Here is an 18,129-nt window from a genome sequence, read left to right as displayed (position 1 = left end):
GCGCGCGCGTGGGCGCCGCGACCGCGGCGGCCGGGGCCGCGCCGATCTTGGCCGAACCGTCGGCGGCGGCGCGCTTGACGTCGTCGTTGCTGACCACGCCATCAACGCCGGTGGCGCGCACGCGGCTCAGATCGACGCCGAGCTTGCGCGCGAGCGCGCGCACCGCCGGCATCGCCTTGACCCCGCCGACCGCGACCGCCTGTTCGCTGCGCACGGCGTCGGAGGATTGCATCGCCCCGACCACGGTGCCGCTGTCGGCGCGTTCGCCGCCTTCGGCGGCTTTCGCCGCCGCGGCCGGTTCGGCGGACGCGGCCGGCGCTTGAGGTGCCGGCGCATGACCGCCGCCGTGGTGATGTCCCGTATCTTGGCCGTCGGCGCGCTGCGGCTGGCTGGGATCGAGTTCGAACTCGGCCAGCATCGTGCCGGTGACGACGATATCGCCGGCGGCGCCGGCGAGCTTGAGCACCTTGCCCGACACGGGCGAAGGCACTTCCACCACCGCCTTGGCGGTTTCCATCGACACCAGGGTGTCGTCGAGGCGGATCGTGTCGCCGACCTTGACCGCCCATTCGACGATGGTCGCGTCGGGCAGGCCTTCGCCGAGGTCGGGAAGCAGGAAGGTCTTGGTATCGCTCATAAACGGGATCGTCTCTGAAAGAAGGGAGGGCGACGCGGCGTCACGACGCGTCGTCTCGGAGGATTTGCAGATGGCGCGCGGGCACCCAGCCCTGCGCGCCGTCGGGTTCGCGTTGCGCCCACCACCAGCCGCCGAGTTCGTCGAGCAGCCGCAGCGACTGGCCGGCGGAAACGTCGAGCTCGCGCGCGTCGTAACCGCTCAAGGCCTCGGCGCGTCCGGCGTCCAGCGGGCGCAGCAGATCGCACGGCGCCCAGCCGGCGCGGCCGTCGGCGACGCGGGTCCAGACGAAGGCGGGCCACTCCTCGTCGCGCTCGCCCAACTGCACGATCTCACCCGCCTCGAAGCGGATGGGATCGTGATGCCGGGTGCGATAGTCGGCGACGACGAGCGCGCGCATGTCAGCCGTGGCCGAGCGCGCGCTTGGCCGCGGCGACGATCTTGTCGACGCTGGGCAGGTACTTCATCTCCAGGCGGAACAGCGGGATGTGGGTGTCGTAGCCGGTGACGCGCTCGACCGGCGCGAGCAGGTCGTACATCGACTCCTCGGCCAGGCGCGCGGCGATCTCGGCGCCGAAGCCGGCGGTGCGCGGGGCTTCGTGCACGATCACGCAGCGGCCGGTCTTGGCCACCGATTCGGCGATGGTGGCGAAGTCCAGCGGCTTGAGCGTGGCGACGTCGATCACTTCCGCGCTGATCCCTTCGCCGGCGAGTTTCTCCGCCGCCTCCAGGGTTTCCTTGACCTGCGCGCCCCAGCTGACCAGGGTGATGTCGCTGCCGTCGCGCAGCACGTAGCACACGTCCAGCGGCAGCGCTTCGCCGTCGTCGGCGACCACTTCCTTGTACTGGCGGTAGATGCGCTTGGGTTCGTAGAAGATCACCGGGTCCGGATCGCGGATCGCCGCCAGCAGCAGGCCGTAGGCGCGCGCGGGCGAGGACGGCAGCACCACGCGCAGGCCCGGCACGTTGGTGAACAAGGCTTCGTTGGCTTCGCTGTGATGTTCCGGCGCGCGGATACCGCCGCCCCACGGCACTCGCAGCACCATCGGGCAGGTCAGGCGGCCGCGGGTGCGGTGACGGAAGCGCGCGGCGTGGCAGATGATGTGATCGAGCATCGGATAGACGAAGCCGTCGAACTGCGCTTCGGCCACCGGCTTCATGCCCTGCGCGGCCAGGCCGACGGTGAGGCCGGCGATGGTGGTTTCGTCCAGCGGCGTGTCGAGCACGCGCTCGCTGCCGAAAATCTGCTGCAGGCCGGCGGTGGCGCGGAATACGCCGCCGTTGACGCCGACGTCTTCGCCGAGCACCAGCACGCTGTCGTCGTGGCGCATCTCGTAGGCGAGCGCCTGCGTGATCGCTTCGATCAGGGTGATCGCGGCGGGCGTGGCCACCGGCTGACTCGTATCCACGTTGGCTTTCGTCGCGACGTTCATCGACGACCCTCCAGAGCAAGTACTTCGGCGCGCTGCGCCTGCAGATCCGCCGGCATGTCGGCGTAGAGATAATCGAACATGGCCTCGACCGGCTGCACCGGCGTTTCCAGGTAGGCGTTGATCTCGATATCGACCTTCTTGCCGCATTCCTGCGCCCAGGCTTTTTCGAGTTCTTCGTTCCACACGCCCTGATCGGTGAGATAGGTGCGCAGGCGCGGCATCGGATCGCGCGTCCATGCATCCTTGACTTCGGCATCGTCGCGGTAGCGGCGCGCGTCGTCGGCGGTGGTGTGATCGTGCAGGCGGTAGGTCATGAACTCGATCACGCTGCCGCCCTGGCCGCTGCGCGCCAGTTCCGCGGCGCGGCGCATGCCTTCGAGCACGGCGATCAGATCGTTGCCGTCCACCTGCAGGCAATGCAGGCCGCCGGCCAGGCCCTTTTGCGCCAGCGTCTTGGCGCCGGTCTGCGCCGAGCGCGGCACCGAGATCGCCCAGCCGTTGTTGATTACGCACAGGATCAGCGGCAATTGGTAGGCGCCGGCGGAATTGAGCGCGGCGTAGAAGTCGGTCTTCGACGAACCGCCGTCGCCGCAGCAGGCCACGGCGAGGTTGGTTTCCTTGCGCAGCTTGAACGCCAGCGCCGCGCCGGCGGCATGCAGGCATTGGGTGGAGATCGGCACCGACCAGGCGAAGTCCTTGCGCGGACCGGCGAAGTCGTTGCCGCGCTCGTCGCCGCCCCAATACAGCAGCACTTCGCGCGGTTGCACGCCGCGCATGAACTGGGCGCCGTATTCGCGATAACTCGGCGCGAACACGTCGTCGGGCAGCATCGAGCCGCCGATGCCGACATGGGTGGCTTCGTGGCCCAGGCAGGCGGCGTAGGTGCCGAGCTTGCCGGTGCGTTGCAAAGCGATGGCCTTGGTATCGAAGGTGCGCACGAACAGCATCTGCTTGAACAGCGGCAGCAGCGTGTTGGCGTCCTTGAACGCGGCGGGAATCTCGGCGACGGGTTTGCCGTCCGCGCCGAGGTATTGGAGATATTCGATTTCGAACGTCGCGGCGACGGTCATCGCGGAAGGTCCTCACGGGTGGGGATGAGGTCCGAATCGTTCCGGTCCCGGATCCAGTGCCGGGCGCGCTGGTCAGCTTCAGACGGCTGGGTCCGGAGACCGCGATTACAGCGGGTAGTTCCGGGCCGGGCTAAAGCCGCGACACCCTGGCGGGGTGCCGCGTCTGGCGCGAATGATACCGAAACCCGCGTTAAGCGCCGTTGCGCGCTGCGGCATGCATTGCGGGGCGAAAACCGCTAGGCGTCGCGGTCGAACTGTGCGCGCCGAAGCGGTTCAGCAATAACCGTGCGCGGCGCGCGCATCGCCGGTTTCGCGGGATTTCTCTTTGCCGGTCGCTACTTGCGCGAGGAACGCGGGCGGATGGCCGCGTGGTTCGCTGCGATCCGCGCGTGGTGCAGCGGCGTGGATCGGGAATGCGGAAACGCATGACGACATGCCGAATCGGAGCGTGAACTTGCCGCGGTTTGTGCGCTGGGTGGGTCAGGACGCAGCGGTATGGATATCGATGGCATGGCGATGGATGGCTTTGAACCCGCTGGTGCATCGCTCAGGTCTTGCCTGGGTGAGTTTTCGAATGACGGCCAACTTGGCGATGGCCGGGTCGTTGACTGCATCCAAGAATCGCCGCGCCGGATGCATCGCCTGTATTCAAGTGGCCGACCGAAGCGCTGCGGAAAAAAAGACCCCGGCACTGGGCCGGGGTCTGGACTTGCGAACTGCAACAGCGTCGGACCGGTGGTTCAGGGGCCGGAAACGCTCGGACGCAGGGTCACGCGGTCGAAGGCGGCAGCGCCGCCCTGCAGCGTGATGAACCAGGTTCCGGCTTGCGGCGAGGTCACGAAGATCAGTTCGTTGTTGTCGCTGTTGGCCGAGATGAAGTCGTAACTGCTCGGCGCAGCGGGAACGCCGCGCTTGGCGTACAAGGTAATGTCGCCACGGCCGCTGAGCGTCATGATGCGAAGCGAGCGCGCCCCGGACGGGACTTCGATCTTGTACACGCGCGCCTCACCGGCGCCGCCGGCGATGCCGGTCACCACGTCGCCGCTGGCGATCGGCGTGGCGTCGCCGCCCGGTGCGGTAATCGCCACCGACGCTTCGGCCGCATCGTTGGCCGTCACGGTATCTTGCGACCTGGTGGCGCCGGAGACCGCGAGTTTGACGCTTTTGCCGGTCAGTTCCGCGGTAGCGGTGGCCGACACCGCGAAGGCGGCGCTGGCGTTCGGCGCCAATTGCGCCGCGCTGCATGCCACCGAGGTCTTGCCGTTCGCGATCTGCGGCGCGGCGCACGTCCAGCTTGCGTCCGGCGGCACGACGGCGAGCGACGGGACTTCGGCGTCCAGTGCGAAACCGATGCCCGGCGCATGCACCCGGCCGGGGCCGTGATTCGTGGCGGTGACCGCGAAGCCGTAGTTTTGGCCGGCGCTCACGCTCGCGGCGTTGGCGGTCGCGGCGACGCCCAGGTCCGCCAGCGGCGGCGGGATCAGGTAAGCCACGGTCGGATCGCGATCGGACAGGCGCAAGGGCGAGTCGGCCAGCGTGCGTTTGAACTCCTGGAAATCGGCATTGATGCGTGCGTGGCCGAACTCGATCGCGGTCGTCGCGGCGACCATGGTTTCGTTGACCAGCATGTGATCCAGGCTTTGCGCGTTGCCTTCGAAGGTCGAGGTATAGCGATCGCGCGCCGGCGCGATGCCGACGAGATTGATCAGGTTCGGCTCGACCAGATCCGCGCCATCGCCCGGCACCGCCGTGGTTTCGTCCAGGCTGGGTGTGCCGGTCACGACGTTGACCACGTCGGCATAGGCGTCGTTGAACTGCGGCGCGTTGAAATCGCCCAGCACGATCAGGCGGGTGGCCGGTTCGTTGATCTGGCGCTGGTTGACATAGCCGGCCAGGAACTCGGCCTGACGCTGGCGCTTGAGCCGCAGGTTTTCGCCGTTCAAGTCGTTGGGCACGATGCCGTCGGCGGACTGTTGATTCACCAGCACCGTGCTGAGCGGAAAGTCGCGGCCGTCGGCGTAGTGCACGACCGCATCGAGCACCAGCGGCGGGCGATCGTTGAGCACGGCGGTGTTGCCGGTGCGATCCACCCAGACCGTGTCCTTGCCGAGTTGCGCGATCGACACCACTTCCACGCGCGGCTTGCCCGGCAACACGTCCGCGGTCTTGACCAGATAACCCGGGTCCAGGCCGAGCGCGTCGTTGCCTTCGAGCAGATGCGCCGTGTACTGAGGGTTGGCTTGACCCGCGGCCGTCGCATCGTTGTTGATGCGCGTGGCCAAGGCTTGCAGGGTGGCGAGGTTCTCGACGTCGCTCAGTCCGAGAATGTCCGGCAGCTTGAGATAATCGCGAATGCCCAGCGACGCCTTGCTCAGACGGCGGTCGAGCGCGCTCGATGTCAGCACGGGTTCGGCGATGGCCGGATCGTTGCTGGCATCGAACAAACGCAGCGACGGATACATCGCCACGGCGACCCCCGGACCGTCAGCGATATCGGCTTGCCCGGCAGCCGCGGCGATGGGCTGATCTTCCAAAAACGGTCGCTGGAAGTCGGGCATGGTGTCGGGGTCCATCAACACCGTATAGCGGCGAGCGCTGTAATCGAGGATGCCCTTGAACTGCAGAACATGCGTTCGATAGCCCAAGTCGAGTTTGTTGTAGCCCAGCGCGTCGCTGTCCACCGCGATCAATTCAGGATTGAAATCCCACTGCGGATTATCGCCTCCGGGCGGCTGCGGATCGCCGGCTCTATAGCCCTCTTCGCGGAACGGTCGCGGGCTGTCCGTCGTGCCGTAGAACACCCCATTGGTGGTCGTGCTGGCCTCAGCTTCGTTGAGCGCGCCCTTGGCCGCCCCTGACACGGTCAGGTTGGCGACGTAGATGCGCATACCTTCGTAACGTTCGAGATTGCCGGTGGCGAGCGCGGCGTTGTCATACACGGGTGCGGGCAGCGTCGTCTGGTCGGTGAGAAAGACGATGCTGGGTGAGCCGCCGATCTGAGTCCGGGGCGCCTGATCCAGGTCGGCGGTCGGCACGAACTCGACCACGGTGCCGGTGACGCGGACCAGATTGCCGGTTGTCGCCGCGGCCGGCGGCGCGAAGCCGACGAACACGAAGATGCCTTCGGAAGTGGCCGGATTCTGATCGTCCGCGCCATCGGGCGTCTGCACGAAGAAACCATCGTCCTTGCGGCCGGTGACGATGCCTTCGATGGTCACCAATCTGCCGTTGAGCGGCGATACCTCACCAGGCCCCTGCACGGCGCCGATCGGCGTGATGGTCACATCATCGTTCCGGATCGTGATCTGGCCGCTGATGTCCGTGCCGCTGGCGCCGACGATGTTGCTCAGATCGACGAACAGGGTTTCGTTCGGTTCCGGTGTGGTGTCGCCGAGCACCGGCACGATCACGCTGACTTCGCTCTGGCCCGCGGCAATGGTCGCGCTGCCGGCGGTTTGCGCGACGTAGTCCGAACCGGCCGTGGCGGTACCGTCGCGGGTGACGTACTGGAAGCTGACGCCGCCGGCGCCGGCCGGACGGTCCAGGCGGACGGTCACGGCCGCCGCGGTCTGGCCGGCATTGCCTTCATCCACCGCCGCGTCCTGCACCGTCAGCGACGGCAGGCCGCCGCTGCACAGGCGCGGCGCGGAGGCGTTGTTGCGCGGCGCCGGCACGGCCACTTCGAAATCCAGGCTGTTGTCGCCGGTGTCGTTGCAGCCGCCGTCCTTGCGCGCGGCGGCGGTGGTCACGCCCAGCGTCGTGGCGAGCGGCCTGGTTTCCGAACAGGTCGCGGTGGTGCTGATGCCCAGGGCATCGATGCGCGGCGACGGGCAGGCGCCGGTGAGCGCGCTGTTGTGATTCACCAGCAGCACCTTGCCGCCGCTGGTCTGCATCTGGATGGTGCCGATCGCATCGGGCGTCGGCAGGGCGGGGGTGTCGGCGCTGCCGTCGCCCTGCTTGATCAGATAGTAGCCGCCGGGCGCGATGGAGCCGCTGAGCGCGGTGCGCTGCCAGGCGAAGGTGCTGGCGGCGATGTTGTACTGGACGCTCCAGCCGCTGAGGTTGACCGCGGTGTCGCCGTTGTTGTGCAACTCGATGAAATCGCTTTTGAAGCTGGCGCCGGCACTGCCTCCGCCGCTGTAGACCTGACTGATGACGACCTCCGCCTGGGCCGATCCGGCCGCGGCGAAGGCCAGCGCTGCCGCCAGCAGGCGGCCCCCTGACTTGTTCATGTAACTCCCTTTTGCCCGCCGGACCTTCCGTTGGGAGACCGATTTTGCATGATGTACGTCTCAAAAATGGCGATGTTTGGGTGCCGATCGGCGCGTCGCGGGCAAAAAAGACCCCGGCGCCAGGCCGGGGTCTTGAGGGGGCGTTCGCCGCAAGTCAGATCAAGGGACGACGAAGGTCGGCAACAGCGTTACGCGGCTGAATGCGGCCGCGCCGCCGAGCACGGTGATGTACCAGGTTCCGGCTTGCGGATTGGTGGTGAACACCACTTCGTTATTGCCGGTCCGGATCGAGCGCAGGTCGTAATCGCTGGTGGTCGCCGGCGCGCCGCGCTTGAGGTACAGCGAGACATCGCCGGTGCCGCCTTGAGTGATGACTCGCAGGTTGCGTGCGCCGGCCGGGATGTCGATCCGATACACCTTGGCCTGACCGGCGTCACCGGCGACGCGGACGATTTCGGAGTTGGCGATCGGCGTGGCATCGCTGCCCGGCGCGGTAATCGCTACCGAAGCTTCGGCGGCGTCGTTGCCGGTCACGGTGTCCTGCGAGGTCGTGGTGCCGGCGACGGCGAGCGTGACGCTCTTGCCGGCCAGATCGGCGGTGGCGGTGGCCGACAGCGCGAACGTGGCGCTGTCGTTGGCCGCCAGTTGCGCGATGTCGCACGCCACCGAAGTCTTGCCGTTGGCGATCTGCGGCGCATCGCAGGTCCAGCTCGCGTTCGGCGCGGTGACCGTCAGCGACGGCACTTCGGCGTCGAGGGCGAAGCCCACGCCGACCGCGTCGGCGCGGCCCGGGCCGTGGTTGCTCGCGACCACCGAATAGCCGTAGCTCTGGCCGACTTGAACCGTGGCGGCGTTGGCGGCCGCGGTCACGCCCAGATCGGCGATTTCGCGCGGCACCAGATACGTCACCACCGGGTCGTGATCGGACAGGCGCGAGGGCGAGTCGGCCAGGTTGCGGTTGACCTCCGGATAGTCGGCGTTGATGCGCGCGTGGGCGAGCTGGATCGAGCCGGTGCTGACCACCATTTCCTCGTTGACCAGCACGTGATCCAGGCTTTGCGCATTGCCGTCGAACACGAAGGAATAACGCTCGCTCGGGTCGGAGATGCTGGCCAGGTTGATCAGGTTCGGATCGACCAGATCGACGCCGTCGCCCGGGACCACGGTCTCGTTGTCCGGGGTAGGCGTGCCGGCGACCACGTTCATTGCATCGACATAGCCGTCGTTGAACTCGAACGCGTTGAAGTCGCCCAGCACCAGCAAGCGCGTGGCCGGGTTATCGGTCTGGCGCTGGTTGAGGTAGGTGGCGAGGAACTCGGCCTGCGCCTGACGCTTGCGGCGAACGCGATCGCCGGAGTTCTGCGCGTCTTCGGTATCGACATCGTTGAGCGAACGCTGGTGCACCAGCACCACGCTGATCGGGAAATCACGGCCGTCGGCGTAATGCACGATCGCGTCCAGAGCCAGCGGCGGACGATCGTTGAGCGGCTTGGTCGAGCCGGTCGGATCGGTCCACTGCGTGTCCTTGCCGATCTGAGTAACCGACAGCACTTCCACGCGCGGTTTGCCCGGCAGGACTTCGGCGGTCTTGACCAGATAACCCACGTCGATGCCGCCGATGTCGTTGCCTTCCATCAGGTAAGCGACGTAGTTCGGATTCGGCTGGCTCGCGGCGACCGCGTCGGCGTTGATGCGCGCGGCCAGATCCTGCAGCGTGGTCAGGTTTTCGACTTCGACCGCGCCGAGGATGTCCGGGGTCTTGAGGTAATCGCGGATGCCCAGCGAGGCTTTCTTCTTGCGCTGGTCGTAAGCCGCGGCGGTGAGGACCGGATCGTCGGTATTGGGATCGTTTGCGGTATCGAAGAACCGCTCCAGGTTGTAGCCGGCCACCGAGACCGCACTGGGATCGACCGTCTCCACCGCCGCGTGCGGCGCCGGGCCCGGGGTCACGTTGACCGTCGAGGCCGGATCGACCAGCAGGGTGTAGCGGCGGAAGCCGTAATCCAGCGGACCGGTCATGCCGGTGATCACCGCGCCGTTGGCCACTTCCAGCTTCGGCGCGCCGAGCGCGTCGCTGTCCACGGTCATCAGTTCGGCGTTGCCGTCCCAGCGCGGGATCGGCGGCGAAGTGCCGCCGCCCGGGATCGCCGTGCCCGGCTGGATGCCCGGCTCGCGGAACGGACGCGGCAGGTTGCCGATCACGCCATGGAAGATGCCGTTGCTGGAGCCGGTGGCGTTGGGCTCGTTGGTGCTGCCCTTGGTCGGCGCGGTCACGGTGAAGCTGGGAATCGACACGCGCATCGCTTCGAAGCGCTCCAGCGCGTCGAGCGGCGAGGTCGGCAGCACCTGCGGCAACACCACCGGAACCGGCAACGATGCGGTGCCGGTCTGGCTGTAAGTGGCGAAGCTCAGCTCGGTCAGCGGCAGCTGGCCCAGGTCGGTGGTCGGGATGAATTCGACCACGGTGCCGCTCACGCGCACGCGGTTGCCCACCGTGGCCGCCGCGGTCGGCGTGGTGCTGGTGAACACGTACACGCCTTCGGAGGTGGCCGGATCGGCATCGGCGTCGGCGTCGCTGGCCTGGATGAAGAAGCCGTTGCTCTTGCGCCCGGTGACCACGCCTTCGGTGGTGACGATCTGACCGGTCAGCGGCGAGGTGGCGCCGTTGCCCTGGATGTCGTGGATCGGAACGATGACGACGTCGTCGTTGACGATAGTCGCGGTGGCTTCGGCGAAGGCCGGCGGGACCGGCAGGCCGCCGCTGGTGACCTGCACGCGCAGCTTGAAGGTCTCGCTGGCTTCCTGGACGGTGTCGCCGCTGACGTCGACGGCGACGGTCGCGCTGCTCTGGCCTTCGGCGATGGTGCCGGTCAGGGCCGCCAAGGCGGCGTAGTCGCTGCCCGCGGTCGCGGTGCCGTCAAGGGTCGAGGCCGACCAGGCCACGCCGCCGGCGCCGGCCGGCTGGCTCAAGCTCAGGGTGAACACGAATGAAGTGGTGCCGCTGTTGCCTTCGTCGAGCGAGACGTCGGCGATCGTCAGCACCGGCTGATTGCCGCCGCTGCACATGAACACCGGCGAGGCGCTGTTGCGCGGCGTCGGTGCGACCAGGGCGAAATCGGCGGCGTTGTTATTGGTATCGGCGCAGCCGTTGTTGTTGCGCACCGCGGCGGTGGTGTTGCTGGCCGCGGCGGTCGGCGCGTTGCCTTCCGAACAGTTGGCGGTGCCGACGCCGAGGAAATCGACGACGTTGCCCGGGCAGGTGCCGCTCAACGCCGTGGAGTTGTTGACCAGCGCTATCTTGAAGCTGGCCGCGCCCATGAGAATGGTGCCGGTCGCGTCCGGAGTCGGCAGCGGCGGCTGGCTGCCGGCGCCGTCGGACTGCTTGATCAGGTAATAGCCGCCGGGCGCGATCGAGCCGCTCAGCGTGGTGATGGCGGTCGCCCAGCCCGAACCGGTGGCCGAGGCGTATTGCACGCTCCAGCCGGTCAGATCGACCGCGCTGGCGCCGTTGTTATGCAGTTCGATGAAATCGCTTTTGTACTGGGCGCCGCCGTTGCCGCCGGCACCCGAAGCCTGACTGATAACGACCTGCGCCTGCGCCGAACCGGCCGCGGCGAAGGCCAATACCACCGCCGCCAAAAGGCGGCTCGTGCGCTTGTCCATGTTGTTCCCCAAGTGAGCGTCTGCCCGACCTCCCCGGTCGCAGACGGCTGGATTGTGCACCAATACTCACTTTCTGGCGTTGCAGTGCGATGACTTCGCATGATCCGCGCCACACCCGGGCTGCCGCATCGGTGCCGGCGAGGCCCGCCCGGCATCGTGGCGGTGCGTATTCAGCCAGTGAGATGCTGCGGCGCGGCACGTCTAATGCCGTCTTCGCGTGGAAGCGGCGGCGCCGGCAGGCGCCGCCGCAAGCCGCCCCGGTCAGGGCTGCGGCGCGGTCAACAACGTCGTGGCCTGGGCGCCGTTGTCCCCAGGCTGGGATTCGGCCGCCTGCGAGGTCGCCGAGACCGCTAGATCCAGGCCGGTGCCGGCCTGTTCGGCCAGCGTCGGCACGAACACGCGCAAGACCTCCTGCTGCCCGTTGTAACCCGGCGCCAGCAGCGCGAGCGAGCAGGCCACGCTGGTGCGTCCGGCCTCCACGCGCTCGCGCTCGCAGGCCCAGCCCGCAGGCGCGGTCACCCGCACCTCGCCCACGACTTGCGACCACGCCAGCCCCAGGCCGACGTTGCGGGCGATGTCGGGGCCGCGATTTTGCAGGCCGATCTGGTACTCCAGCTCCTGCCCGGCGACCGCGGTCTGCGCCGCGGTGGTCCACAGGTTGAGGTCGGCGTGCGAGCGCGGCACCAGCCGCAGATGCAGCGGATCGGTATCCGAGCCGCGCATCGGCGAACCGGAGAAAGACCAGCTGAGCGGGAACGCGGAGTTGATGCGCGCGCGCTGCACCTGCACCGAATCCACCGCCGCGACCATGCGTTCGTCGATCAGCGCGTGCTGCAGTTCCTGGCGCGTGCCTTCGACGATGGAGGAATAGCGTTCGCCCACGGGACTGAACGTATCCACATCGATCAGGTTCGGCTCGACCCGATCGACACCGTCGCCCGGCACCAGGGTCCACAAGGGATCGCTGGGCTGTCCGAGCAGGGTGCCGTAGGGATCGGTGAAGGCATCGCTGAAGGCATGCGCCTGCAGATCGCCGAGCAACAACAGCGGCAACGCGTTCTCGCTTTGCTGGTGCTGCTGCGCCCATTGCGCGATGTACTCGGCCTGGGCGTGACGGCGCAGACGCAGGCGTTCGCCGTCGCGGCTGTCGGCCTGGCTGCCGGCGATCGGCGCGAGCTTGACCAGCACGATGCGCGCATCGAAGCGGCCGCGGTCGCCATGCACGCTCACGTCCATCGCCAGCGGCGGTTGCTCGAACACACGCAGCGATTCGCCCCACGGAAACTCGTAGCGATCGTCGCGGGCGAGTTGCTCGGTGCGCTCGACCACCACGCGCGACGACGCCTGGCGTTGATCGCCGCGGACCAGGAAACCGATCTGCGTCTGCAACGGATCGGGCGCGTCGATCAGCACCGGGCGATACAGCGGATCGGGCAGGCCATCGGCGACCGCGCGCTCGTTGCTCATCTGCGCCAGTTGCTGCAACAAGGCCAGATTCTCGAAGCCGCTGACCGCGACGATGTCGGGCGCGCGCAGCGAATCGACCACGCCTGTGGCGATGACGAGCAGACGGTCGTACAACGCATACGGATCCGTGTGCGGCTGCCCCGAGTTGGGCGGGCTGACGACGTCGTACAGCGCGCCCAGATCGTAATGGGCGATCTCGATCGGCGCCTGCGCATCGTCGCCGGCCTCAACGCCCGCCGGCTGTCGCGCCGGCGTCAGCAGGTGGATCGTAGCGGTGTTCTGCTGGATCACCGTGTAGCGCCCGCTGCGTTGATCCAACGGCCCGACGATGCCAAGCACGCGCGCGCCGACGCTGACATCGAGGGCTTGCGAGTGAGCGTCGTTGCTGTCCACGCCGAGCACTTCCAGATTGCCGTCCCAACGCGGCAGCCAGCCCACCGGCTGGCCGTTCTGCAGCGCCGGCAACGCGCTGCCCATCTCGCGCACCGGCGGCGTCGTATCGACCGGGCCATCGACCACGTAGAACCGTCCGTCGCTGGCCGGACGCGAGGCGCCGTAGTCGAACGCACCGGTCGGCCCGACCACCAGCGATTCGCCGAGCTTTACCCTCATGCCTTCGAGCGCTTCATAACCGGTCACACCGCTCAGCAACGGTTGATCCGTCACCGGCGGCAGGCCATTGGGCACGGCGATGCTTTCCAAGGTCGCACCGTCGATCGCGGTCATCGAACCGCGTTGCGGATGATCGCCGGGGCCGTACAGCTCGGCGACCGAACCGGATGCGCGCATGCGCCAACCCACCAGTATTTCCTGCGCTCCGTCGCGAGTTTTGACGAACACGCCCTCGGAGGTCTGCGGATCGGCGTCGGTTTCGCTCGCCGGTGCCTGCAGGAACACGCCCTGCGACACTACCGCGGTGACGATGCCTTCAGCGTGGACGACGCGGCCGATCATCGGCGAGCGCTCGCCCGCGCCCTGGATGTCGTGGATCGCGGTGAGCACCGGATCGTCATCGACGATCAGCGCCTCGGTATCCAGGCGCGTGCCGCCGTTTTCGTCCGCGAACGCGCCGGAGAGAATGTCGACCTGCACCTTCACCGTTTCGTCCGGCTCGTGGCGGGCATCGCCGCGCACCAGCAGGTCGAAGCGCGCCTGCGCCTGGCCTTCGGGGATCGTGCCGCTGGCGTTGACCGGCTGATAGTCGTCCACCGCGGTGGCGCTGCCGCCCGAGACCGTGGTCGCGCGCCACTTCACCCCGCCTGGGCCGGCCGGGCGATCGAGGTTGAGTTGGAACGCCAGGGCGCGATAGTCGCGATGGCCTTCGGCGCCTTCGGCGCGATTGACCGTCATGCGCGGCGGCGGCGCGCCGGTGTCGTCGTCGAGGATGGTCGCCTGGGTGTTGAGATAGTCGCCGTTGGCCGTCACCGCACCGCGCAGGGCCTTGACCTGGATCGAGACGGTTTCGTCCGCCTCGGCCACGCCATCGGCGCGCACCGGCAGGGTGAAGGCGCCGCTGATCTGCCCCGGCTCGATCCGGCCGTTCAGATTGATGGTCTGATAGTCCTCGCCGCTGGTGGCGGTGCCGCCGTTGCTGAAGGCGCTCCAGTCCACGCCGCCCGGGCCGGCGGGGCGATCCAGGCGCAGTTCGAACACGAACGGCGTGGTGCCCAGATGGCCTTCGGGCTGGCTGATCGCCTCGACCGACAGCTTCGCCGGCGGCGGCGGACACACGTAACGCGTCGAGGACGCGTTGCGCGGCGTGGTGGTGCCGACGGTGAAGTCGGCGGCGTTGGACTGGCTGTCGGTGCAACCGTTGTGTTTGCGCAACTGCGATTGCAGCGCACCGGTGACGGCCGCGACCGGCTGCGCGCCTTCGGCGCAATCGGCCGAGCCGTAACCGACGAAGTCGATCAGGCCGGTCGGGCAGGCGAGGTTGAGCGGGCTGTTGTTGGCGACCAGCGCGACCTTGCCGGCGCTGGTCGCCATCGAGATGGAACCGGTGGCGTTGGCGCTGGGCAGGCTGCGGCCGCCGGTGCCGCTGCGTTGGCGGACCAGATAGAAGCCGCCGGCCGGAATGCTGCCGCTCAGCGGCGTGCGCTGCCAATTGGCGCCGAACTCGGCGTATTGCACGCTCCAGCCGCCGAGGTCGACCGCGGCATTGCTGTTGTTGTGCAGCTCGATGAAGTCGGCGATATAGCCGGAGCTGGTGTTGCCGGCGCCTGAGTAGACCTGAGAGACGACGACCTGGGCCCCGGCCGGGCCGGCCAGGGCCAAAGCGATACCCGTCGCGAGTGCGCGGTTGGCGAGTGCATGCATGAGTTTCCCCTTTAGTAGCGCGCCGCGGACAGGACGACACGGCCTTGTGTCGCGTCGGGCGGGCCCAGCGATTATGCCGACGGGGTGTCGCAATACCCGCGAATTCGCACGAAAAGCGTCATGGCAAGCACGTCACTTGAGCACACAGCGTTGCCGTGTCCGAGACCCCCGCGCCGGGACGGATGCGCTACGCTTTGCGCCCCTGCCGCGAGCCCCGCCGATGTCCGTCGAGAAGAACCAGCGCGAACTGGAAAGCGGTATCCATACCGACCTGCACGGACGCATCACTTACGGCGGCTATCTGCAGCTGGACAAACTGCTCGCGGCGCAGCAGCCCTTGTCGCAGCCGAGCCATCACGACGAGATGCTCTTCATCATCCAGCACCAGGTGTCGGAGCTGTGGATGAAGCTGATCATCCACGAACTGCGCGCGGCGATCGAACACCTGCGCCTGGATCAGGTCTGGCAATGCCAGAAAGTGCTGTCGCGCTGCAAGCAGGTGCTGCGCCAGCTGACCGAGCAGTGGTCGGTGCTGGAGACCCTGACGCCGTCGGAATACATGGGCTTTCGCGAGACCCTGGGGCCGTCGTCGGGTTTCCAGTCGCTGCAGTACCGCACCATCGAATTCATGCTCGGCAACAAGAACGAGGCGATGCTGCGCGTGTTCGCGCACGACCCGCAGGGCCAGGCCACGCTGGACACGGCGCTGGCCTCGCCGAGCCTGTACGACGAATTCCTGATGTATCTCGCGCGCTTCGGCCACGCCATTCCCGACGCCCACCTGCGCCGCGACTGGCGCCATCCGCACGTCAGCGATCCGGCCTTGCAGCCGGTGTTCGAGCGCATCTACGAAAACACCGACGTGTACTGGCGCGAGTACGCGCTGTGCGAAGACCTGGTGGACGTGGAAACCCAGTTCCAGCTGTGGCGCTTCCGCCACATGCGCACGGTGATGCGCATCATCGGCTTCAAGCGCGGCACCGGCGGCTCCAGCGGCGTGGGCTTCCTCAAGCAGGCGCTGGAACTGACCTTCTTCCCGGAGCTGTTCGAGGTGCGCACCAGCATCGGTCTGGCGGGCGATTCCGGAAGCTATTGAACCCAGGCGCCGCGGGTCAGAAGCGGGCGGCACTGCGCCCGCGCGCGCCGATCCGCACCCGCTGCATAGCCGATCCAACGTGACAGTTGTCACCCGATCGCCGCACGAAGACGCCGCGAACCCCGAACTTCGCGTATCCGGCCGCGCAAAATCCATCCCCATTCAGGGGTTTAGGAGCGCGAATGTTGCGCCGCAACACGTCTCGCCAAGCTTCACAAAGGTTTGACGGGACCGGTCCGCACCGGTAAATCTCCCCGACCCGTGCCGTCGGCGTGGGATTTTCATTCAGTTTCCACACGACAGGGGACACCGCATGAGCGGAGCCGCGACATCCATCCAGGGCCAGGCGCCCATCCCGGAATTCGAACAGCGACTCGGGCATCCCAAGCCCCTGTGGATGCTGTTCATGACCGAGTTCTGGGAGCGTTTCGCCTTCTACGGCATCCGATGGGCGCTCGTGCTCTACATCGTGGCTCAGTTCTACGGCGGCGACGGCGTCGGCCAGGCGCCGGCCAACCGCATCTACGGCGCCTACCTGGCGCTGGTCTATGCCGCGGCGATCTTCGGCGGCTACATCGCCGACCGCGTGCTGGGGTATCAGCGCTCGATCCTGCTGGGCGCGGTGATCATGTCCGCGGGTTTGTTCATGATTGCGTTCCCGAACGAACAAGTATTCAAGTTCGGCCTGGCCACGATCATCTGCGGCAACGGCCTGTTCAAGCCGAACATCTCGACCATGGTCGGCAAGCTCTACGCGGTCGGCGATGAGCGCCGCGATTCGGGTTTCACCATCTTCTACATGGGCATCAACCTCGGCGGCTTCCTGTCGCCGATCCTGACCGGCTGGCTGGCCGAGCAGGTGTTCGGCACCTCGGCGATGCCGGCCTACAAGATGGTGTTCCTGGCCTCCGGCGTGGGCATGCTGATCAGCCTGTTCTGGTTCTGGTTCGGCCGCCGCCAGCTCGAAGGCATCGGCCGCCCGCCGGCCGACAGCCAGGGCAAGCAGAAAGTGCTGTACGTGTTCCTCGGCGCTCTGGCCGCGATCCCGGTGGTGTACTTCCTGCTCGCGCTCGGCGCCGGCACCTTGCAGTGGGTGTTGCTGGCGATGTTCGTGGCGCTGTGCGGCCTGCTGTTGTTCGAAGGCTTCCGCGAAGGCTCGGCGCAGCGCGACAAAGTGATCGCGATGCTGATCATCTTCACCTTCAACATCCTGTTCTGGATGTTCTTCGAGCAGGCCGGCAGCTCCTTCACCTTCCTCGCCGACCAGATCGTCGATCGGCAGTTCAGTGGCGGCTTCGTGTTCCCCAACGCCTGGTTCCAGTCGGTGAATTCGCTGGCGATCATCGCGCTGGCGCCGATCATCGCCTGGATCTGGGTGGCGATGCGCAACACCAATCCCTCGATCCCGCGCAAGTTCGGCCTGGGCCTGATCTTCAACGGCCTGGCGTTCCTGCTGTTGGTGGTGGTGCTGACGCCGCTGGTGGTTCCGGCGATGGGTCTTGAGAGCCTGCCGTCGTGGCTGAAGTGGGCGCCGTCGGTGTCGCCGGATTCCGCGTTCGCCGCGGCGCCGGGCAAGATCCCGTTCTGGTCGTTGTTCATGGTTTACGTGATCCAGTCGGTCGGCGAGTTGTGCCTGTCGCCGATCGGCCTGTCGATGGTGACCAAGCTGGCGCCGGTGCGCCTGGTCGGTTTCGGCATGGGCGGCTGGTTCCTGTCCACCGGCATCGGCAACAACCTGTCGGGCATCTTCGCCGGCGAAGTCAGCGGCGAGAAAGGCATGAGCACGGCGACGGCGCTGACCGGTTACGGTTTCGGCTTCATGGTGCTGGTGGGCGCGGGTTTGTTGTTGTTCCTGGTCGCGCCGCTGGTGCAGAAGTTGATGCATGGGGTGAAGTGATCGTCTTGCGCTGATTGCGGCGATCGTTGTGTTGGAGAACGGCAGCTCAGGCTGCCGTTTTCTTTTGGTGCGGTGGTATTGGTGATGGCTGCTACGGCTGTTGTACCTGCACTTGCACTTGCACTTGCACTTGCAGCTGCACTTGCAGCTGTTGCTGAGATTTTGCCTTTGCTTTTGCCTTTGCCTTTGCCTTTGCCTTTGCCTTTGCCTCTGTCTTTGCCGTTGCTGGGCGCGGCTTGTTACTCGCGAGATCAGGGACACCCGGAGGGCGGCGCACATGGACGTGCGCCGGGTCTCGCCGTGGGCAGGATGCCCACTGCG

At 67.2% G+C, this 18,129-nt stretch carries 9 protein-coding genes; 2 read left to right on the top strand and 7 right to left on the bottom strand.

Annotated features, from left to right (window positions below):
• The 7 genes from J7J50_RS21015 to J7J50_RS20985 all read right to left on the bottom strand — a co-directional run.
• On the bottom strand, positions 1-637 hold a 637-nt coding region (locus J7J50_RS21015), incomplete at its 3' end, for a biotin/lipoyl-containing protein (RefSeq protein ID WP_215097555.1).
• Positions 638-677: 40 nt separating this feature from the next.
• The gene (locus J7J50_RS21010) at positions 678-1,034 is read right to left on the bottom strand and encodes an SH3 domain-containing protein (RefSeq protein WP_215061245.1); all 357 of its coding nucleotides are present in this window, start codon (positions 1,032-1,034) and stop codon (positions 678-680) included.
• A 1-nt stretch (position 1,035) separates the two neighbouring features.
• Positions 1,036-2,067 carry an alpha-ketoacid dehydrogenase subunit beta gene (locus tag J7J50_RS21005; RefSeq protein ID WP_215061251.1) on the bottom strand — a complete coding sequence of 344 codons (1,032 nt, stop codon included), beginning with the start codon at positions 2,065-2,067 and terminating at the stop codon, positions 1,036-1,038.
• On the bottom strand, positions 2,064-3,137 hold the full coding sequence (gene pdhA / locus J7J50_RS21000; RefSeq protein ID WP_215061254.1) for a pyruvate dehydrogenase (acetyl-transferring) E1 component subunit alpha: 1,074 nt from the start codon (positions 3,135-3,137) through the stop codon (positions 2,064-2,066). Before pdhA ends, J7J50_RS21005 begins: the two co-directional genes overlap by 4 nt.
• Before the next feature lie 740 nt (positions 3,138-3,877).
• Complete coding sequence (locus J7J50_RS20995) at positions 3,878-7,369, bottom strand: lamin tail domain-containing protein (protein WP_215061256.1); 3,492 nt, start codon at positions 7,367-7,369, stop codon at positions 3,878-3,880.
• Between the two features lie 159 nt (positions 7,370-7,528).
• Complete coding sequence (locus J7J50_RS20990) at positions 7,529-11,032, bottom strand: pre-peptidase C-terminal domain-containing protein (protein ID WP_215061258.1); 3,504 nt, start codon at positions 11,030-11,032, stop codon at positions 7,529-7,531.
• A gap of 261 nt (positions 11,033-11,293) precedes the next feature.
• Entirely contained in the window at positions 11,294-14,815 is a 3,522-nt protein-coding gene (locus J7J50_RS20985; RefSeq protein WP_215061260.1) for a lamin tail domain-containing protein, read from the bottom strand.
• 220 nt (positions 14,816-15,035) lie between these two features.
• Here J7J50_RS20985 and J7J50_RS20980 point away from each other — a divergent pair, with 220 nt between their 5' ends.
• Together J7J50_RS20980 and J7J50_RS20975 are read left to right on the top strand one after the other, a co-directional pair.
• Positions 15,036-15,911, top strand: coding sequence for a tryptophan 2,3-dioxygenase family protein (locus tag J7J50_RS20980; protein ID WP_215061262.1), 876 nt, complete (start codon positions 15,036-15,038; stop codon positions 15,909-15,911).
• A gap of 313 nt (positions 15,912-16,224) precedes the next feature.
• Positions 16,225-17,808, top strand: a complete 1,584-nt coding sequence (locus J7J50_RS20975; RefSeq protein ID WP_215061264.1) for an oligopeptide:H+ symporter — start codon at positions 16,225-16,227, stop codon at positions 17,806-17,808.
• Positions 17,809-18,129: the final 321 nt, after the last annotated feature.

The sequence above is a fragment of the Lysobacter sp. ISL-50 genome, assembly GCF_018612875.1.
GTDB lineage: Bacteria > Pseudomonadota > Gammaproteobacteria > Xanthomonadales > Xanthomonadaceae > Lysobacter.
Note: the sequence above shows the minus strand (reverse complement) of the source record. Positions and strands in the feature narration are given on the sequence as shown.